Annotated in this window: 15 protein-coding genes; 6 read left to right on the forward strand and 9 right to left on the reverse strand. The window is 48.1% G+C overall.

Annotated elements, in window-relative coordinates; translation table 11 throughout:
* Window positions 1–19 precede the first annotated feature (19 nt).
* The 3 genes from aceA to KNO87_RS10280 all read left to right on the forward strand — a co-directional run bounded on the left by aceA (window position 20) and on the right by KNO87_RS10280 (window position 3,264).
* Window positions 20–1,288, forward strand: coding sequence for an isocitrate lyase (gene aceA, locus KNO87_RS10270; RefSeq protein WP_214795989.1), 1,269 nt, complete (start codon window positions 20–22; stop codon window positions 1,286–1,288).
* A 216-nt stretch (window positions 1,289–1,504) separates the two neighbouring features.
* A complete protein-coding gene (locus KNO87_RS10275; RefSeq protein ID WP_214795991.1) occupies window positions 1,505–2,830 on the forward strand; it encodes a PepSY-associated TM helix domain-containing protein in 1,326 nt (441 codons plus the stop codon).
* Entirely contained in the window at window positions 2,827–3,264 is a 438-nt protein-coding gene (locus tag KNO87_RS10280) for a hypothetical protein (protein ID WP_214795993.1), read from the forward strand. Before KNO87_RS10275 ends, KNO87_RS10280 begins: the two co-directional genes overlap by 4 nt.
* A gap of 26 nt (window positions 3,265–3,290) precedes the next feature.
* Here the strand turns inward: KNO87_RS10280 and KNO87_RS10285 are convergent, their stop codons facing one another.
* Both KNO87_RS10285 and KNO87_RS10290 read right to left on the reverse strand, forming a co-directional pair.
* A complete protein-coding gene (locus tag KNO87_RS10285; protein WP_214795995.1) occupies window positions 3,291–3,554 on the reverse strand; it encodes an LlsX family protein in 264 nt (87 codons plus the stop codon).
* Window positions 3,555–3,619: 65 nt separating this feature from the next.
* Window positions 3,620–4,816, reverse strand: a complete 1,197-nt coding sequence (locus KNO87_RS10290; RefSeq protein ID WP_214795997.1) for a LysM peptidoglycan-binding domain-containing protein — start codon at window positions 4,814–4,816, stop codon at window positions 3,620–3,622.
* Between the two features lie 265 nt (window positions 4,817–5,081).
* On the opposite strand from KNO87_RS10290, the gene KNO87_RS10295 reads away from it, so the two are divergent.
* Window positions 5,082–5,831 (forward strand): FixH family protein, encoded by a 750-nt coding sequence (locus KNO87_RS10295; RefSeq protein ID WP_214790194.1) that lies wholly within the window; start codon window positions 5,082–5,084, stop codon window positions 5,829–5,831.
* A gap of 33 nt (window positions 5,832–5,864) precedes the next feature.
* Here KNO87_RS10295 and KNO87_RS10300 read toward each other — a convergent pair whose 3' ends face one another.
* Entirely contained in the window at window positions 5,865–7,490 is a 1,626-nt protein-coding gene (locus tag KNO87_RS10300) for an ABC-F family ATP-binding cassette domain-containing protein (protein ID WP_214790196.1), read from the reverse strand.
* 188 nt (window positions 7,491–7,678) lie between these two features.
* Between KNO87_RS10300 and KNO87_RS10305 the strand changes: the two genes are divergently transcribed.
* Window positions 7,679–8,308: a hypothetical protein gene (locus KNO87_RS10305; protein WP_214795999.1), complete on the forward strand. Its 630-nt coding sequence runs from the start codon at window positions 7,679–7,681 to the stop codon at window positions 8,306–8,308.
* Window positions 8,309–8,358: 50 nt separating this feature from the next.
* Here KNO87_RS10305 and KNO87_RS10310 read toward each other — a convergent pair whose 3' ends face one another.
* The 4 genes from KNO87_RS10310 to KNO87_RS10325 all read right to left on the reverse strand — a co-directional run bounded on the left by KNO87_RS10310 (window position 8,359) and on the right by KNO87_RS10325 (window position 11,225).
* Window positions 8,359–8,808 (reverse strand): SACOL1771 family peroxiredoxin, encoded by a 450-nt coding sequence (locus KNO87_RS10310; RefSeq protein ID WP_371816663.1) that lies wholly within the window; start codon window positions 8,806–8,808, stop codon window positions 8,359–8,361.
* A 52-nt stretch (window positions 8,809–8,860) separates the two neighbouring features.
* On the reverse strand, window positions 8,861–10,099 hold the full coding sequence (gene pepT, locus KNO87_RS10315; protein WP_214796003.1) for a peptidase T: 1,239 nt from the start codon (window positions 10,097–10,099) through the stop codon (window positions 8,861–8,863).
* Between the two features lie 101 nt (window positions 10,100–10,200).
* On the reverse strand, window positions 10,201–10,875 hold the full coding sequence (locus KNO87_RS10320) for an LrgB family protein (RefSeq protein ID WP_214796005.1): 675 nt from the start codon (window positions 10,873–10,875) through the stop codon (window positions 10,201–10,203).
* Entirely contained in the window at window positions 10,872–11,225 is a 354-nt protein-coding gene (locus KNO87_RS10325) for a CidA/LrgA family protein (RefSeq protein WP_214790206.1), read from the reverse strand. The genes KNO87_RS10320 and KNO87_RS10325 overlap by 4 nt, the downstream gene beginning before the upstream one ends.
* Before the next feature lie 149 nt (window positions 11,226–11,374).
* Between KNO87_RS10325 and KNO87_RS10330 the strand changes: the two genes are divergently transcribed.
* Window positions 11,375–12,112, forward strand: coding sequence for a YwqG family protein (locus KNO87_RS10330; RefSeq protein WP_214796007.1), 738 nt, complete (start codon window positions 11,375–11,377; stop codon window positions 12,110–12,112).
* Window positions 12,113–12,155: 43 nt separating this feature from the next.
* Here the strand turns inward: KNO87_RS10330 and KNO87_RS10335 are convergent, their stop codons facing one another.
* Window positions 12,156–15,308: an efflux RND transporter permease subunit gene (locus KNO87_RS10335; protein WP_214796009.1), complete on the reverse strand. Its 3,153-nt coding sequence runs from the start codon at window positions 15,306–15,308 to the stop codon at window positions 12,156–12,158.
* Between the two features lie 32 nt (window positions 15,309–15,340).
* Entirely contained in the window at window positions 15,341–15,907 is a 567-nt protein-coding gene (locus KNO87_RS10340; RefSeq protein ID WP_214790210.1) for a TetR/AcrR family transcriptional regulator, read from the reverse strand.
* Window positions 15,908–16,109 lie beyond the last annotated feature (202 nt).

Here is a 16,109-nt window from a genome sequence, read left to right on the forward strand (position 1 = left end):
AATACAGGAGGGTTTATTGATGAAACAACGCGAACAATTGATGGATAGCTGGAAGTCGGAACGATTTGAAGGGGTAGAACGTCCATATTCCGTAGAAGATGTTATGAAATTACGAGGATCGATTGTGATTGAACAGACGCTCGCGACAAAGGGAGCGGAACGCTTATGGCAATTGATGCACGAGCGTGACTACGTGCATGCACTTGGCGCGTTGACAGGAAACCAAGCCATTCAGCAAGTGAAGGCAGGACTTGAAGCGATTTACTTGAGCGGCTGGCAAGTAGCGGCGGATGCGAATCTATCGGGTCATATGTATCCAGACCAAAGTCTATATCCGGCCAACTCGGTTCCGAGTGTCGTCAAACGAATCAATCAGGCACTCCAACGTGCCGATCAAATTCAAACGGCGGAAGGAAAGGGCGACACACATTGGTTCGCACCGATTGTCGCGGATATGGAAGCAGGATTCGGTGGGGTGCTCAACGTGTTCGAATTGACGAAGGCGATGATCGAAGCAGGGGCTGCCGGCGTTCACCTCGAAGACCAGCTCTCGTCTGAGAAGAAATGTGGTCACCTTGGTGGGAAGGTGTTACTCCCAACTCAGACGGCTGTGAAAAACTTGATCTCGGCTCGACTCGCGGCAGACGTCATGGGTGTCCCGACCGTCATTGTAGCGCGGACAGATGCGCACGCGGCGAACTTGATCACGAGCGACATCGATCCAATCGATCACCCGTTCATCATTGGGGAGCGTACACCGGAAGGATTCTATCGTACGGAAGCCGGCATCGAACAAGCGATCGCTCGTGGACTCGCTTATGCACCATATGCAGACCTCGTCTGGTGTGAGACGTCTGAACCAGACTTAGCGGAGGCTCGTCAATTTGCCGAAGCGATTCATGCGAAGTATCCAGGAAAACTCCTCGCGTACAACTGTTCACCGTCGTTCAACTGGAAGAAGAAGTTGTCAGACGAAGAGATTGCGACGTTCCAACAAGAGATCGGTGCGATGGGATACAAGTTCCAGTTCGTCACACTCGCTGGATTCCACGCGCTCAACTTCGGGATGTTCGAACTTGCACGCGGGTACAAAGATCGCGGGATGGCGGCTTATTCAGAGTTACAACAAGCAGAATTTGCGGCTGAAGTTCATGGTTACACGGCGACACGTCACCAACGTGAAGTCGGAACAGGTTATTTCGATGAAGTGTCGCTTGTGATTTCAGGAGGACAGTCCTCTACGACAGCATTAGCTGGATCGACAGAGGCGGAGCAGTTCACAAATTGATCATATCTTGGAGACGCCAATTTATTGGTGTCTCTTTATTTATGTGAAAGTGTGTGAGAAGGGTTGGTAAAAATGTGAAAAAAAGATGAATTGAAGTTCATTTTCACTTCTTCAATTCGACGAATAGTTGTCACAATTGAAAAGAATAAACCGTTTCCATTCCTTGTATACTCAATCTGTTCACAAGTTGGACACAATGACAAAGGGGGAAGCGGCATGCAGGGGGAACGATTGAACAAACGCAACGCTTGGTATCAAGCGGTGTGGCGTTGGCACTTTTATGCAGGACTTATATTTGCACCGATTTTTATTATCCTGGCTGTGACGGGCAGCATTTATTTATTTGAACCGCAATTAACGAAAATACAATACAGAGACATGATGACGGCATCATTTGCCGAAGAACAACCGATTGAAGTCCAAAAGGAGTCATTCCTGGCAGAACATCCGGAGGCGATGATCACATCGATCCGTTTGCCAGGTGAAGGAGAATCGACTCGAATCGGTTGGATGAACAATGACGAGATGATGTATACATATATTCATCCAGAAACTGCAGAAGTTTTAGGAACGCGAACTGCTGAAAGTAGCATGGATCTATTAGTTTTGATTCATGGCACACTATTAGGTGGTCAAATCGGGAACTGGGTCGTCGAACTCGCGGCGTCCTGGGCGATCATTCTTCTTATTACGGGGACATTCTTATTCTGGCCACGTGGGAAAAACCCGATTCGGATGCTTATGCCGAAGCTCGGGAAAGGGCGGCAGTGGTGGAAGCAAATGCACGGTAGCGTCGCTTTATGGTCATCGTTAGGACTTGTCATCATCATCAGTTCAGGATTGGCCTGGTCATCCGTGTCGGGTGCGATGTTGCAATGGGTTTCCTCATCGACAAACACCGGAACACCGATGTACGCGTATGCGTTCGGTGCTAAACCTGAATCAACCGTGACCACGAAAGATGTGGCAGAAGACGTGCCTTGGGCGACACAAGCAGACCTCGTCCCAGCGTCTTCACCGAGTTCGCTATTGCCAATTGACTTGAATCAGGTCGTGAACAATACGTCGATTGATCGACCGTACACGATTTCGCTTCCTGAAGGCGAAACAGGCGTCTACACTGTTACATCGGCAGCAGGACATCCGTTTAAAGAAGCGACGGTGAACTTAGATCAATATAGTGGTGAAACACTCAGCTCTGTGACGTATGCGGATTATGGGATTCTCGGAAAATTGATTACGGTCGGAATCTCATTCCATGAAGGTCGCCTATTCGGCTTACTCAATCAATTGGTCGGGGTCGCGCTTTGTCTAGGTCTCATTTTCGTGGTCATCAGCTCATTCGTGATGTGGCGAAAACGGAAAGTCGGATCCATCGAACAGATGAAGCGATTCGAGGATGAACGCATCAAGCGTATCGTAGGAGTCCTCATTTTACTTCTCGGCGTCACATTACCGCTCGCAGGAATCAGTATCCTCGTCGTGCTTCTTTTCGATTGGTTCATCGGTCGACGGAAATTGAATGCGGAGGTGGCAGCATGAAACGATTCATCCGAGTCATTCCTGTCATCCTGGCGACGATTTGGTTAGGAGCGTGTCAGCTTCAACCAGTAGAACGCACAATTGATCCAATCGGCATTCAATTGATCGTACCTGAACGTGTAGAAGTTGGGTCGACGACGCTTGCGATGAAAGTATCGAATGACGAACGTGTGACGGAAAGTCATATTCAAGTCACACCTTACGATACAGAAGAGACACGTACGTACGAAGTGACCGAAAAAGATGGATATCTCGTGACGAGCGTGAAGCTCGATCAAGGCATATATCAAGTGAACGGCATGGTGCATGAAGGCCAGAAAGTGTATACACCGACCGCATGGATGATTGTCGGTGATGTACCGCAAGACCAGATTGACAAGCTGGAGCAACCTACAGCTCACTCCCATGGTCATGGTGGGGGACATCAGCATTAAAAAAGTAACCGCTGCTCGCGCAGCGGTTACTTTTGTTTAAGACGTATCCCGATCTCTCCGATGAGAACGACAATGCCCATAAATCCGGCACCGAGGATGGCCATCTGATTCTGATTGGCGACCCCGGTCCCGTCTTCGAATTGATAAATATCGCGAGTGAACAATCGAATCGGCTCACCCGATGTGAGTGCCTGTTCATAACCGAGCCAAATCAAAATCGAGAATGTGGCAATTGAAACCAAAAGTCCGACGAATGCAGTAGTACTGACACGGATTAAGGTTCTAGTCATAGCGGTTCCTCTTTTCCTGTTTGTATACGATACGTCACAAGCTGAGGAAAAGATTCACGAGGCAATCATTTCGGAATGGTCAACACTTGCCCGACACTGATGAGATTGACGTTCGTGATGTTATTAGCGGCTGCAATTTTTGCGACGGTCGTATTGTACATTGTCGCGATCTTGTAGAGTGTGTCGCCCGACTTCACGGTATATTTCACGGTCGTTGTAGGTGGTGGTGTGACGGTCGTTCCAGGAATGATGAGCACCTGTCCGACACTGATGAGGTTGATGTTCGTGATGTTATTGGCGGCTGCGATCTTCGCGACGGTCGTATTGTACATTGTCGCGATCTTGTAGAGTGTGTCGCCCGACTTCACCGTATATTTCACGGTCGTTGTAGGTGGTGGTGTGACGGTTGTTCCTGGGATGATGAGCACTTGTCCAACATAGATCAAGCTGTAGTTCGTGATATTGTTTGCGGCAGCAAGAGCCGATACGGTGACACCGTATGTCCGTGCAATACTGTACAACGTGTCACCGGATTTCACGGTATACGTTTTGTTCGTTGACGTGTTTTGATAGGCGAGTAATTGCGAAACCGTGACAAATTTGTACCCTTTTGCTTTGAGTTGCGAAATCATCGTTGGTAATGCGAGTGGGGTGCCCGGTGCCCCCGCACCTGTGTGCATCAAAACGATGGAACCCGGTTTAATATTGGTTTGTACTTTCGTATTGATTTGACTCGCGGTCAATCCTTTCCAGTCAATTGTGTCGATGTTCCATTGAATCGTGTATCCATATCCGGCGGCGCCGACGCCGTTCAATACGGCACTATTGACGGCTCCGAACGGTGCTCTGAAAAGTGGTTTCGTCGTTTTGCCAGTCAACGATTTAATCAAAGCTTCCGTGCGGTCGAGTTCGGATTTCATTTGAGTGGCAGTCAGTTTGGTGAAATCAGGATGCGTATACGAGTGATTACCGAGCTGATGTCCTTTTGCAGCGATGTTTTTAATGTATTGGGGATGATTGTTCGCACCCGATCCGGTTAAAAAGAAGGTCGCTTTCACGTTGTTTTTTGCCAAAATGTCTAAAATCTTGTTCGTGTTCGCACCGTCTGCCCCGTCATCAAATGTCAACGCGACAACCTTGCTCGTCGTGTTCACACTCGTGATAAATTTTGAAGCGGCGGCACTGACGGAAATCGATTGTGTGATCACCATCGCCAATAAGATGAAAAATGCCATCGCCCCACGAATGACCCTACGTTTCACCTGAATTCGCCTCCATTCATGATGTCATCCTCTTGATGTTAAGACTTTCCAAATGCACACCTTATATAGTTTTTATATACCCCTTTTTAGAAATGATGGACTAAAATTCGGAAATGCACACGATAAATTTTCAATTAATCATATGTGTGAAATTTGTGAGAACGTATCGTGGGATATATCACAGAATGCTCACACTCTTTCTGGAAAGGGATGGTATCATGAAGAATGTGTGAAAGATGTAAGCGATTTATAAGGAGGACTTATGATGAAAAAGATGATGACACGGTTTGGGGTCGTGTTTGGACTCATCGGCCTGTTCGTACTCGGTGCGTGCGGCACGGAAAAAGAAGCGGAAAGCGCAGCTGTTCCACAATCGATGGAACCTGTTGAAGCAGAGTTGACGGTGGCGGCGACGGCAGAAAAAGAAGAAACAGTACCTTTATCTGTAAAAGTCACGCAAGACGGTCAGCCTGTAGACGATGCGGATGAGATTAAATTCGAAGTGTGGAAGAACGGTGCGAAAGAAGAGAGCGACATGATTAAGGCGACGCTCACGAAAGATGGCGTCTATGAAGCGGAGACGACGTTCGCTGAAGAAGCAGTCTACACGGTCCAAGTTCACGTGACGGCTCGTTCGATGCACACGATGCCGACGACGAACGTGACAGTCGGACATCCAGAAACGGCTGCCGAAGCGGAAGAGGATAGTGACCATCATCACCACGCTGGAGCGGATATCACGCTTGACCCAAAAGAGGCGACAGCAGGTGAAGAACAACCGTTCATGGTGCACGTTATGATTGAAGAGGAGATGCTCGCGGGAGCAGACGTACAACTCGAAATCTTCCAAGACGGGGCAGAAAAGCATGAGTGGGTGAAGTTGGAAGAGGCAGAGGCAGGAATGTATAAAGGATCGTACACCTTTACTGAATCTGGCGCATACAACGTTCAAGTCCATGTCACGAAAGGTCATGACATTCATGAACACGTGATGGAGACGGTAGACGTTAAATAAAAAAATCGGCTCGCGTTTGAGCCGATTTTTTTATTATGCGTTTTGGTAAAGTGATTCAACTTGTTGTTGAAGCGCTTCGTTCTCCAAGTACTCATCGTACGTTGCTTCTTTATCCACGATGCCGTTCGGTGTCACTTCGATGATGCGTGTCGCAATCGTCGAGATGAGCTGATGGTCATGTGAGCTGAAGAGAAGCACGCCTTTGAACGACTCGAGACCGTTGTTAAGTGCAGTGATTGATTCAAGATCCAAGTGGTTCGTCGGATCGTCGAGGACGAGCACGTTCGAGTTCGAGAGCATCATCTTCGAGAGCATACAGCGTACTTTTTCTCCCCCTGAGAGGACAGACGCTTTCTTCATGACTTCTTCACCTGAGAAGAGCATGCGACCAAGGAATCCGCGAAGGAACGTATCTGACTCATCAGCTGGTGAGAACTGACGCAACCAGTCCAAAATACTCTTTTCCGAGCCTTCGAAGTATTCCGAGTTGTCTTTCGGGAAGTACGACTGAGTCGTCGTTACGCCCCATTTGACCGAACCTGTATCTGGTTCCATCTCACCCATAAGAATTTTGAAGAGCGTCGTGATGGCAACGTCCGAACGACCGACGAATGCGACTTTGTCCGTCTTGTTGAGTGAGAACGTGACATTGTCGAGTACTTTTACGCCATCAATCGTCTTCGATACGTTGTCGACATAGAGAACATCGTTCCCGATCTCGCGCTCCATCGTGAATCCGACGAACGGATAACGACGTGACGACGGACGAATGTCATCGAGTGTGATCTTATCGAGCAACTTCTTACGCGACGTCGCTTGACGCGCCTTTGAGGCGTTCGAACTGAAGCGTGCGATGAAGTTTTGGAGTTCTTTGATCTTCTCTTCCTTCTTCTTGTTCTGGTCTGAAGCCATACGTGAAGCAAGTTGGCTTGACTCATACCAGAAGTCGTAGTTCCCGACGTACAATTGGATTTTTCCAAAGTCGAGGTCTGCCATATGTGTACAGACTTTGTTCAAGAAGTGACGGTCGTGGGAAACGACGATGACTGTGTTTTCAAAGTTGATCAAAAACTCTTCCAACCATTGAATTGCTTTTAGGTCAAGTCCGTTGGTCGGCTCGTCCAAAAGCAAGATGTCTGGTTTACCGAAGAGTGCTTGGGCAAGAAGGACTTTGACTTTCTCGCCACCTGTGAGTTCGCTCATTTGTTTCTGGTGAAGCGCTTCTGTGATTCCGAGACCTTGAAGAACCATCGACGCCTCTGACTCTGCTTCCCAGCCGTTCAACTCGGCGAATTCGCCTTCGAGTTCAGCTGCACGCATGCCGTCTTCGTCTGAGAAATCTTCTTTCATATAAATCGCGTCTTTTTCTTTCATGACGCTATAAAGACGCTCGTGACCCATGATGACGGTCTCGAGAACAGCACTGTCCTCATACGCATAGTGGTCCTGTTTGAGGACGGCGAGACGCTCACCCGGTGTGATGCTGACATCACCCGTCGTCGTATCTTGCTCACCTGATAAAATCTTTAAGAATGTCGATTTACCGGCACCGTTTGCACCGATTAATCCGTAACAGTTGCCTGGTGTGAACTTGATGTTCACGTCTTCGAACAACTTGCGACCGCCAAATTGTAGGCTGACGTTATTTACTGTAATCATGTATGGTATCCCTCGTTTTTCTGATTAGTTTACGACGTGTATTGTATCACGTTTTTAAAAATCGCGCAGTGTCACGTCATGATTCACAAACGTTAAAGATCAACTTGTGCATCATGATAGAGGATTCTACACCGTAAGATGGAAATATTATGTAGAACGAAATGAACGTAAATAAAATGGGGGATACTATGAAACAAATTAAACTTTGGTTGATCATCCTATTCGTTGTGGTCAGTTCAAGTATCGTGAATTCGCTATTGAAGAGTGAACTTCAAGCGTTTGAGGTGGGGAAGTTTGAGTTTGGGAAATATGATGATTTTGACGAGGCGTTGGCTAAGGGTCTCACTTATGACATGAATAAATTGATTTATACAACCCGTCACGATGGGGTGACCATCGTCATGTACACGACGATTCCAGATCCAGCAGAGTTCCAAGATGTCATAGAGTTTCAAGATAATAGTGAGTTTCAAAATAAGATGGAGGCACTAGTCGTCCAGTTCTTTGAGGGGAATAACGAGGAAGGGTGGGAGCTTCTTGGACCAAGAGGGTGGACGCACTATGAAAACGACAATTTCACCTCATATAGCACATTTTTACGAGAATACGATGAAGCCGGAAACGTCGAACATTCTTTCAATGTGGGATTTGGAGAAGTGAACAATCCAGAAATCGATACGATTGAAATAAAATCTCATCACGACAATACGTTTACCGAGGCAACGATGATTCAAAAAGGCCCGTACCGATATTATTTTCAAATTGGAGAAGACGCGGTTGTACGAGGAATTTCTGTGAAAGGTGAGATTGTCGATTAACAAGGTAGCTGATACTTCGATGCACAGAAAAAGCCATCATCACGATGGCTTTAGTCGACTCGTACAACAGTCGTATTCAATTCAAACGCCACATTTCCTGCGAGTGCGCGTGAAATCATACATTGATCTTTCGCTTTTTTCGCAATGCGCTCGACTAGCGTGATTTCTCGATCCGTCATCTCTGCAGGTACTTGAATCGTTGTCTCATAGCGAATCGTCTCATAGGTGAAGATACCGTTCGTCACATCGACGATGCCTTCCGCATCAATCGTGATGCCACGGTGAGTCAAGTCACTTCGTCCGAGTACGGCTGCGAGTGTGATGATATAACACGTGGCCGCGGCTCCGAGTAACATCTCATCCGGATTCGTACCGACTCCGGGACCGTCCATTTCGGGTGGGATTGAAATCTGTGTCTTTAACCGCTCGGCCTCGAGGGTACCGACGTCATTTCGTCCGCCATCCCAGCCGAGGTTCATGCTAAATGTATGTTTCATCAAAAATCGCCTCCAATGTCTCTAGTGTAAAAGAGAACGATTGGAGGCGCATTTGTTATGCTTGTGCACGCTTCGCGAATGTGCGAAGTGTTTCGATGATGACGGTTGTTGCTTTTTCCATATTGTTCACAGAGATATATTCGAACTTCCCGTGATAGTTTTCGCCACCCGTGAAAATGTTTGGTGTCGGAAGACCCATGTAAGAAAGTTGCGATCCGTCTGTTCCACCACGAATCGGTTCAATCTTCGGTTCGATGCCAAGGCCGCGCATGACGTCAGCGACGGTATCGACGATGTGTTTCACGGGTTCGATTTTCTCGGCCATGTTGTAATACTGATCTTCCATCTTGAGCTCGATCCGCTCTTCCCCGTATTTTTGTTTCCATTCGAGGACAAGTTTCTCCATCAATGCTTTACGTGCTTCGAACTTCTGTTTGTCGTGATCGCGAATGATGTATTGAAGTGTCGTCTTCTCCACATCCCCATTGAAGCCGTTCAAATGGAAGAATCCTTCGTAGTTGCTCGTACGCTCTGGTGCCTCATCAGCCGGTAAACGGTTTTGGAAAGCCATCGCGAGCTTCATCGAGTTCACCATCTTGTTTTTCGCGCTACCTGGGTGTACGTTCGTTCCGTGGAAGGTGACGGTCGCACCCGCTGCGTTGAAGCTTTCATACTGCAACTCGCCGAGCGGTCCCCCATCCATCGTGTAAGCGAAGTCCGCATTAAAACGGGCGACATCGAATTTATGTGGTCCACGCCCGATTTCTTCATCTGGTGTGAAGGCAATGCGAACCGTCCCGTGTGGAATCTCAGAATGAGCCAATAAGTATTCGACAGCTGTGACGATTTCAGCGATCCCTGCTTTATCATCCGCACCGAGGAGTGTCGTGCCGTCGGTTGTCATGAGCGTATGCCCGATATACCCATCAAGTTCCGGGAAGTCTTTTGGTGATAAGACGACATTCAATGACTCGTTCAAGACAATGTCGCCACCTTCATAATGCTCAACGAGTTGAGGTGACACGTTCGTTCCTGTGAAGTCGGTCGCTGTATCCACGTGAGCAAGGAATCCGATTGTCGGGACGTCATAATCGACGTTACTTGGAAGTGTGGCGAATAGATAGCCGTATTCATCCGTCTCGACATCTGTCAGTCCGAGTTCTTTTAATTCTTTCTCCAAATGACGAATCAAATCCCATTGTTTAGCCGTCGATGGTGTTGTCGTACTCGTGAAGTCAGACTGTGTATCGATCTTCGCGTAAGTCATTAAGCGTTCAATTAATTTTTCTTGCATGGATTGCCCTCCTCTAAAAGTTTCATCTTCATTAGTTTATCACGAGCGCTCGAAGTCGAAACAAAAAAGTCACACCCATCGATGAAGTGGGCGTGACCTGTTCAAAAGAGAAACGGATATAGAATGGGTAAGATGAACGATGTGAAGATGGCGGTCAATCCCATCGCAGCACCACCTGTTGCACCAGACAGCGGATGTTCAGTCGCTGCTTGAGCAGTTCCAATCCCGTGACTGATGGTGCCGAGCGTAAGTCCACGCGTGAACGGGTCGTCCATACGGATCCACGTCAACAAGACCGGTCCGAGCATCGCACCTAAAATACCGCAGGCGACGGCAATTGAGGCGGCAAGTGTCGCATCCCCCTCTAGTTGTCGTGCCAACTCGAGGGCGATTGGGGATGTGGCCGACTTGACCGATAGCGCAATCAACACGTTTTCGGTAAACGAAAACAACTTCCCGAAGAGCACAGCGACAAAAATCGTGGAGAGAGTCCCGATAACAATCGCACTTAATGCTCGCTTTGCCCGAGCGAGTAACACAGGTAGGTTGCGATAGAGTGGCAATCCGAGGGCGACCGTCGCTGGACCGAGTAAGATCGTGATGAGATCGGTAGCCGGTTTATACGTATCATAGGACTGTCCCGTCACGAGTAACAAGAGAATCAAAATGGCTGTACTTAAGAAGACGACATTGGTGAACGGGGATGCCCATTTTTTAGAGAGTTGCCGACTAAGCGTATACACAAGAATCGTCAACCCAATCCAAACGTATGTCATGATGCCTCACCTTCTTTCCCGGAAACGAGCGCCGTCACAATCATTCCGACCGCCATGCTGGCGAGTAACGTGAGGAGAAGCGGGATGCCGGCGGCTTTTAACAACGTACCGTACGCCATGAGACCGACGGCAATCGGGATAAAGAAGAAGGCGAGATGCTTCGTCAAATATCCAGCGCTGTCTTCAATCCACTCCACGCGAATGACTTTTGTCAGTAAGAGGACGAGCAAGAGCACCATGCCGATGACACTGCCCGGTACTTTCCAGGAGAACGTTTCAACGATCCAGTTGCCGAGCGTGCTCAACCCAAACAAGAGTGAGAGTCCGATGATCCATTTAAATAATTTCATTTATATGACTTCCTTTCGCGTCATTCAAAACGTATGAATCTTCTCAAATTCATCGTTATTGGTCAAGAAAAGGGTATAACAAAAAAGATAAGGGGTACATACGTTCGAGATGTTATACTACATCTATCATAAACAAGCGGGGTGTCGAGATGGAACTAAAAACGATTGAGCAATTTATCCAAGAGCAAGGGTTACAAAACGGGGAAGACATTTTGCGTGCGTTCACGAAGCGGGTCAATTTGACGCTTGTACCACGAACTATACGAGAAGAAGTTGAAATCGGTCATTCAAAATTCGGTGGGTATCCTGACTTGCCACATGCTGACTTGCACCCTGGGGAGAATATGACGTTTTTAGCTCAGTTCCGTTTAAATGATTTATCTGACTTTGAATCCGTGGATGCACTCCCGAAAGAAGGTCTATTGTCTTTCTTCTATGACTTAGAAGAACAACCTTGGGGAGATGCGGACGAACGTCATCTTTGGCATGTCTTGTATACGGAAGAAACGCCACTTGAGCGAGTAAGGGTTGGAGAAGCATTGAATGAACGTGCCGTTTCTTTTAAAGAGAGTTATGCGGAGAATGGGTATGATTTGTACGATTTGCTCGGTGACGACATGTACGAAACGCTCGTCGAACAATTCGATCAAGAAGAACTCCACGCAATCGGTGGACATCCGAATGAAGTGCAGAATGACGTGTTTGAAGAAGCGCAAGAAACATATGGGGAACGATTCGATGATCCATTCCTGTTGTTTCAAATGGACACATCTGAAGAGTTAGATGTCATGTTCGGGGATGCGGGTATTCTCTATTTTCTTATCCCAGAAGATGCCCTCCGTGCCAAACGATTTGAAGAAACCGAAATCATCATGCAGTGTTATTGAACGAAAAAAGAGAGTCGACTTATTAAAGTCAACTCTCTTTTGTTTACGCTTGTTTTTTCTTACGGAATCGTGCGAAGAACTCATAGACGATCGGTACGATAAGCAGCGTGAGGAGCGTCGAACTTGTGAGTCCGCCGATCACGGTGACACCGAGACCTTTCGAGATGAGCGCGCCACCCTCGAGACCGAGTGCGAGCGGTGCGAGTGCACCGATTGTCGCGAGTGCGGTCATCAAGATTGGGCGAAGGCGTGTGCCTGCTGCTTCAAGTAACGCTTCACGTGTTGATAAACCGGCTTCTTCTTTATGAATGACGCGGTCGATCAAGACGATGGCGTTTGTGACGACAATCCCAATCAACATGAGTGCTCCGATCAAGGCAGATACCGAAATCGTTTCACCTGTGATGAGAAGGGCCACAAGTCCCCCGATGATCGCATACGGAAGTGAGAACAACACGACGAATGGCGTGACGGCACCGCCGAATGTGATGACGAGAACCAAGTATACGATGGCGATCGCAGCGAGCATCGCAAGACCGAGCTGCGTGAACGATTCTTGAATCTGTTCCGTTACCCCGCCGACATCATACGATACGCCAGATGGAAGCTCGATCTCTGATACGCGTTCTTCGATCGCAGCAGACGCTTCCGTCGCTTTATCCGTGCTGAGTTCGACACTCACTTGTGCGAGCAGTTTTCCGTCTCGCTCGACGAGTGTGTCCGGTGTCGTGCCTTCTTCGATTTCAATGAAGTCTGAGATCGGGCGTGGACCGAACGGTGTCGTGATTTCTTGTGCTTGTAAATCATCCACACTGTCATACGTCACTTGTTCGTTCGGGATAATGACGTCTAACTGTTTGTCATCCACCGTCACGCTCGCAAGTGGGCTTTCTGGTGCCTGGAATTGACTGATGACTTGTGCGATTTGACCTGCTGACACACCAGCTTCCGCTGCGGCCTGTTGGTCGACGTTGAACGTATATTGTACATATGACTCACGTAAGTCAGAAGTTGCCTGACGCACGTAGTCTGTCTCTTCTTCAATCGTTTCGATGAAGGTCGGCACAATCGCTTCTAAATCTTCAAGTGTATTGGCATAGACGTTATACGTGACACCGCTCGTCGCGCCGCCACCTGAGAAGTCTTGTTCTTTCCACTCACCGTTTGAAGCGAGTTCATTTAACTTCTCGATATCGGCCAACTTCACATCCGCGAAGTCTTCCGTATCCGGGTCATATTGAACGATGAAGATTCCTTGTTTATTGTTTCCTGGGTTCAGCGGATTCTCGCCACCGACTGTAAATTGAACGTCTGTTGCGTTCGGTTGTTCTTCCATGAAATATTCTTCGGCCACTTCTGCTGCGGCAATCGAATCTTCAAGCGTTTGACCAGGTTCTGGGTCGAATGTGACGAACAGCGTCTTCTCCGAATCCTGATTCAAGAAGTTGACCCCGATTGCTGGGACTAACGCGAAGCTACCGATCAATAGGGCGGTAGCGAGACCGAAAACGATGAGTTTATGATTGAGTGACCAGTTCAAGACGCCACGATACCATTCTGCGAGCTTACCTGGACCTTCTTCCGGCTTCAACTTATCGCGGTTCTTAAAGAACGAGTCGGCCATCATCGGTACGACCGTAATCGCCACGAGTAACGAAGCGAGAAGGGCGAAGACAACAGTCAATGCGAACGGCAAGAACAACTCACCAACGAATCCTGTGACAAAACCGAGCGGTAAGAATACCGCGATTGTGACAATCGTAGACGAGGCGATTGGGATGAACACTTCTTTTGTCGCCGCGATGATTAGTTCTTTTCCACGAAGTGGTTCGTTCGCCCGTGTGAGTCGGCGGTAAATGTTCTCGATGACGACGATGGAGTCATCGACGACACGTCCAATCGCAACGGTCATCGCACCGAGTGTCATAATGTTCAACGTGATGTCCAATTGTTTCAACACGATGAGTGCCATGAGAAGCGACAACGGGATCGAGATGACAGCGATGATTGTCGATCGGAAGTTACGCAAGAACACTAAGATGATCAGGATGGCGAATAGACCACCGAGCAATGCTTTCGATAACATCGTCTCGACCGACTCTTCAATCGGTTGTCCTTGGTCAAGTGTGATCGATACATTCGCCGTATCGTATTCTGCCTCGAAGTCATTCAATACTTCTTTGACGGCATTGACGACATCTACCGTGTTCGCATCTTGCGTCTTCGTCACTTGTACGCCGATTGAGCGTTCGCCGTTCGAGCGGGAAATCGATTCTTCGATTCCTTTGTCTTCGATGGTAGCAAGCTCACTCAACGCGACAGTCGGAACTGTCGTTGGGACGTTCGGCGGCAATGCCGATGGTGTTTCCGTCGGGACCTCTGTCGGTACGTCTGGTGTTTGACCAGGTGGCAATTCCGTCGGAGCAGACGGTGTCGCCGGTGCTGATTGTGCTGGTGAGTAAGGGATTTGGATATCGCGGAACGCTTCGAGTGTCTCCGACTTTCCGTCGATGACGACGGCTTGCTCCGTGTCACCCAACTCATACAAACCAAGGGCGATTCGCGCATCGTTCGCTTGAATCAATTGTTTGACCGTGTCTTCTGTCAAATTGTATTCAGCGAGCGCTTCTTGGTCGAATTGAAGTTCGACGCGGCGAATCTCTTGTCCGGCAATTTGGACCGTTTGTGCACCTTCCACACCTTCAAGCGCAGGTTGGACTTCTTCTTCGACGAGCTTCGTCAATTCTGCCAAATCAAGACTCTCATCCGAGATGGCAGCCCCGATTACCGGGAAAGCGTCGAAACTGAGACGTGACACTTGAGGTTCTTGTGCCGACTCCGGTAGCTCGACGTTACTTAACGCGTCTTTGACTTGTTGTTCCGCTTCATCCATATCAGTGCTGAAATCGTAATCGATTTGGATGTTCGAAGCGTTTTGGAACGATGAAGAACGGACTTGTTCCACACCGTTCAGACTTTGTAGGCGTTCTTCGAGGACGCTACTGACTTCTTCGAGCACTTGCTCAGGGGATGCACCTGGATAAATAGTTGTGACCGAGACGGTCGGTGTTGTAATGTCCGGTAACGTCTCGAGCTTCATCGTCAGACCTGCGAAAAGACCTGCGGCCGTTAAGATGATTGTCATCAACCAAACCGCAAACTTATTGTTAACGGAGAAGGATGTGATTTTCTGCATGGGTTTTTAATCTCCTCATATATATTGTTTTTTTATGATTGACGATCGATATCGTGCGCCCGCTCAATCAATCGGGCAATAATTGCTTGTTTGAGCTCGGCAGGGGGAACACCGACACCAAAATGTTCTGACATCATCATGCCTTCGAGCGCATAACGAATGATCATCGTTTCAACCGGGTCGGCTGTTTTTTGGAACTGGGCGAAGAACGTATCTAAATCTTGCTTCCATCGATCCGCATACTCTTGGTCGACGGCGAACAGCGTGAGAAATGCGATCATTTTCTCGACATCGATGTGAATGGCGGAACGTTCGGGATGCAGGTTCGTCTCGTCGAACAGACGAACGAACGCTTCGACTGGACCGTGACCTTCTTGTTGCAGTGAGGCATACAGTTCATTCTGCTCTTGTTGCAACCGCTCAACGATTGCGGTCATTAGCGCTTCTTTTGAAGCATAGTGATAGAGAAGTCCACCTTTGGAAACACCGGCTGTTTTGGCTACTTCGTCTAACGTAAGTTGATGCACACCTTGATTCATGATGATGTCCGTTGCCGCATCGAGTAGCTTTTGTTTTGTGACGTTCGATCGGTTTGTCATATTTCCACCCCTTTCTGTACCGACCAGACGGTTTGTTTGATTTCACTATATCGTCCGCATTCTTTTGAAGTCAAGAAATGATAACCTCGAAACTGTCACAAATCGTACATTCAATGTGATAGCGATTGCAGAAAAACCTTGACGTGAGAATGATTATCAGTGATGATAGGTACTGAGAGTAATTATCATTACCATAGAGAGA

The sequence above is a fragment of the Exiguobacterium sp. s34 genome (genome assembly GCF_018617435.1).
Lineage (GTDB): Bacteria > Bacillota > Bacilli > Exiguobacteriales > Exiguobacteriaceae > Exiguobacterium > Exiguobacterium aestuarii.

Excerpts from the sequence above, each read along its gene's own strand:
- KNO87_RS10320 (WP_214796005.1), bottom strand. The coding sequence starts at position 10,875 with ATGACATACGTTTGGATTGGGTTGACGATTCTTGTGTATACGCTTAGT.
- KNO87_RS10335 (WP_214796009.1), bottom strand. The coding sequence starts at position 15,308 with ATGCAGAAAATCACATCCTTCTCCGTTAACAATAAGTTTGCGGTTTGG.
- KNO87_RS10275 (WP_214795991.1), top strand. The coding sequence starts at position 1,505 with ATGCAGGGGGAACGATTGAACAAACGCAACGCTTGGTATCAAGCGGTG.
- KNO87_RS10280 (WP_214795993.1), top strand. The coding sequence starts at position 2,827 with ATGAAACGATTCATCCGAGTCATTCCTGTCATCCTGGCGACGATTTGG.
- KNO87_RS10285 (WP_214795995.1), bottom strand. The coding sequence starts at position 3,554 with ATGACTAGAACCTTAATCCGTGTCAGTACTACTGCATTCGTCGGACTT.
- KNO87_RS10330 (WP_214796007.1), top strand. The coding sequence starts at position 11,375 with ATGGAACTAAAAACGATTGAGCAATTTATCCAAGAGCAAGGGTTACAA.
- aceA (WP_214795989.1), top strand. The coding sequence starts at position 20 with ATGAAACAACGCGAACAATTGATGGATAGCTGGAAGTCGGAACGATTT.
- KNO87_RS10300 (WP_214790196.1), bottom strand. The coding sequence starts at position 7,490 with ATGATTACAGTAAATAACGTCAGCCTACAATTTGGCGGTCGCAAGTTG.
- pepT (WP_214796003.1), bottom strand. The coding sequence starts at position 10,099 with ATGCAAGAAAAATTAATTGAACGCTTAATGACTTACGCGAAGATCGAT.
- KNO87_RS10340 (WP_214790210.1), bottom strand. The coding sequence starts at position 15,907 with ATGACAAACCGATCGAACGTCACAAAACAAAAGCTACTCGATGCGGCA.
- KNO87_RS10295 (WP_214790194.1), top strand. The coding sequence starts at position 5,082 with ATGAAAAAGATGATGACACGGTTTGGGGTCGTGTTTGGACTCATCGGC.
- KNO87_RS10325 (WP_214790206.1), bottom strand. The coding sequence starts at position 11,225 with ATGAAATTATTTAAATGGATCATCGGACTCTCACTCTTGTTTGGGTTG.
- KNO87_RS10305 (WP_214795999.1), top strand. The coding sequence starts at position 7,679 with ATGAAACAAATTAAACTTTGGTTGATCATCCTATTCGTTGTGGTCAGT.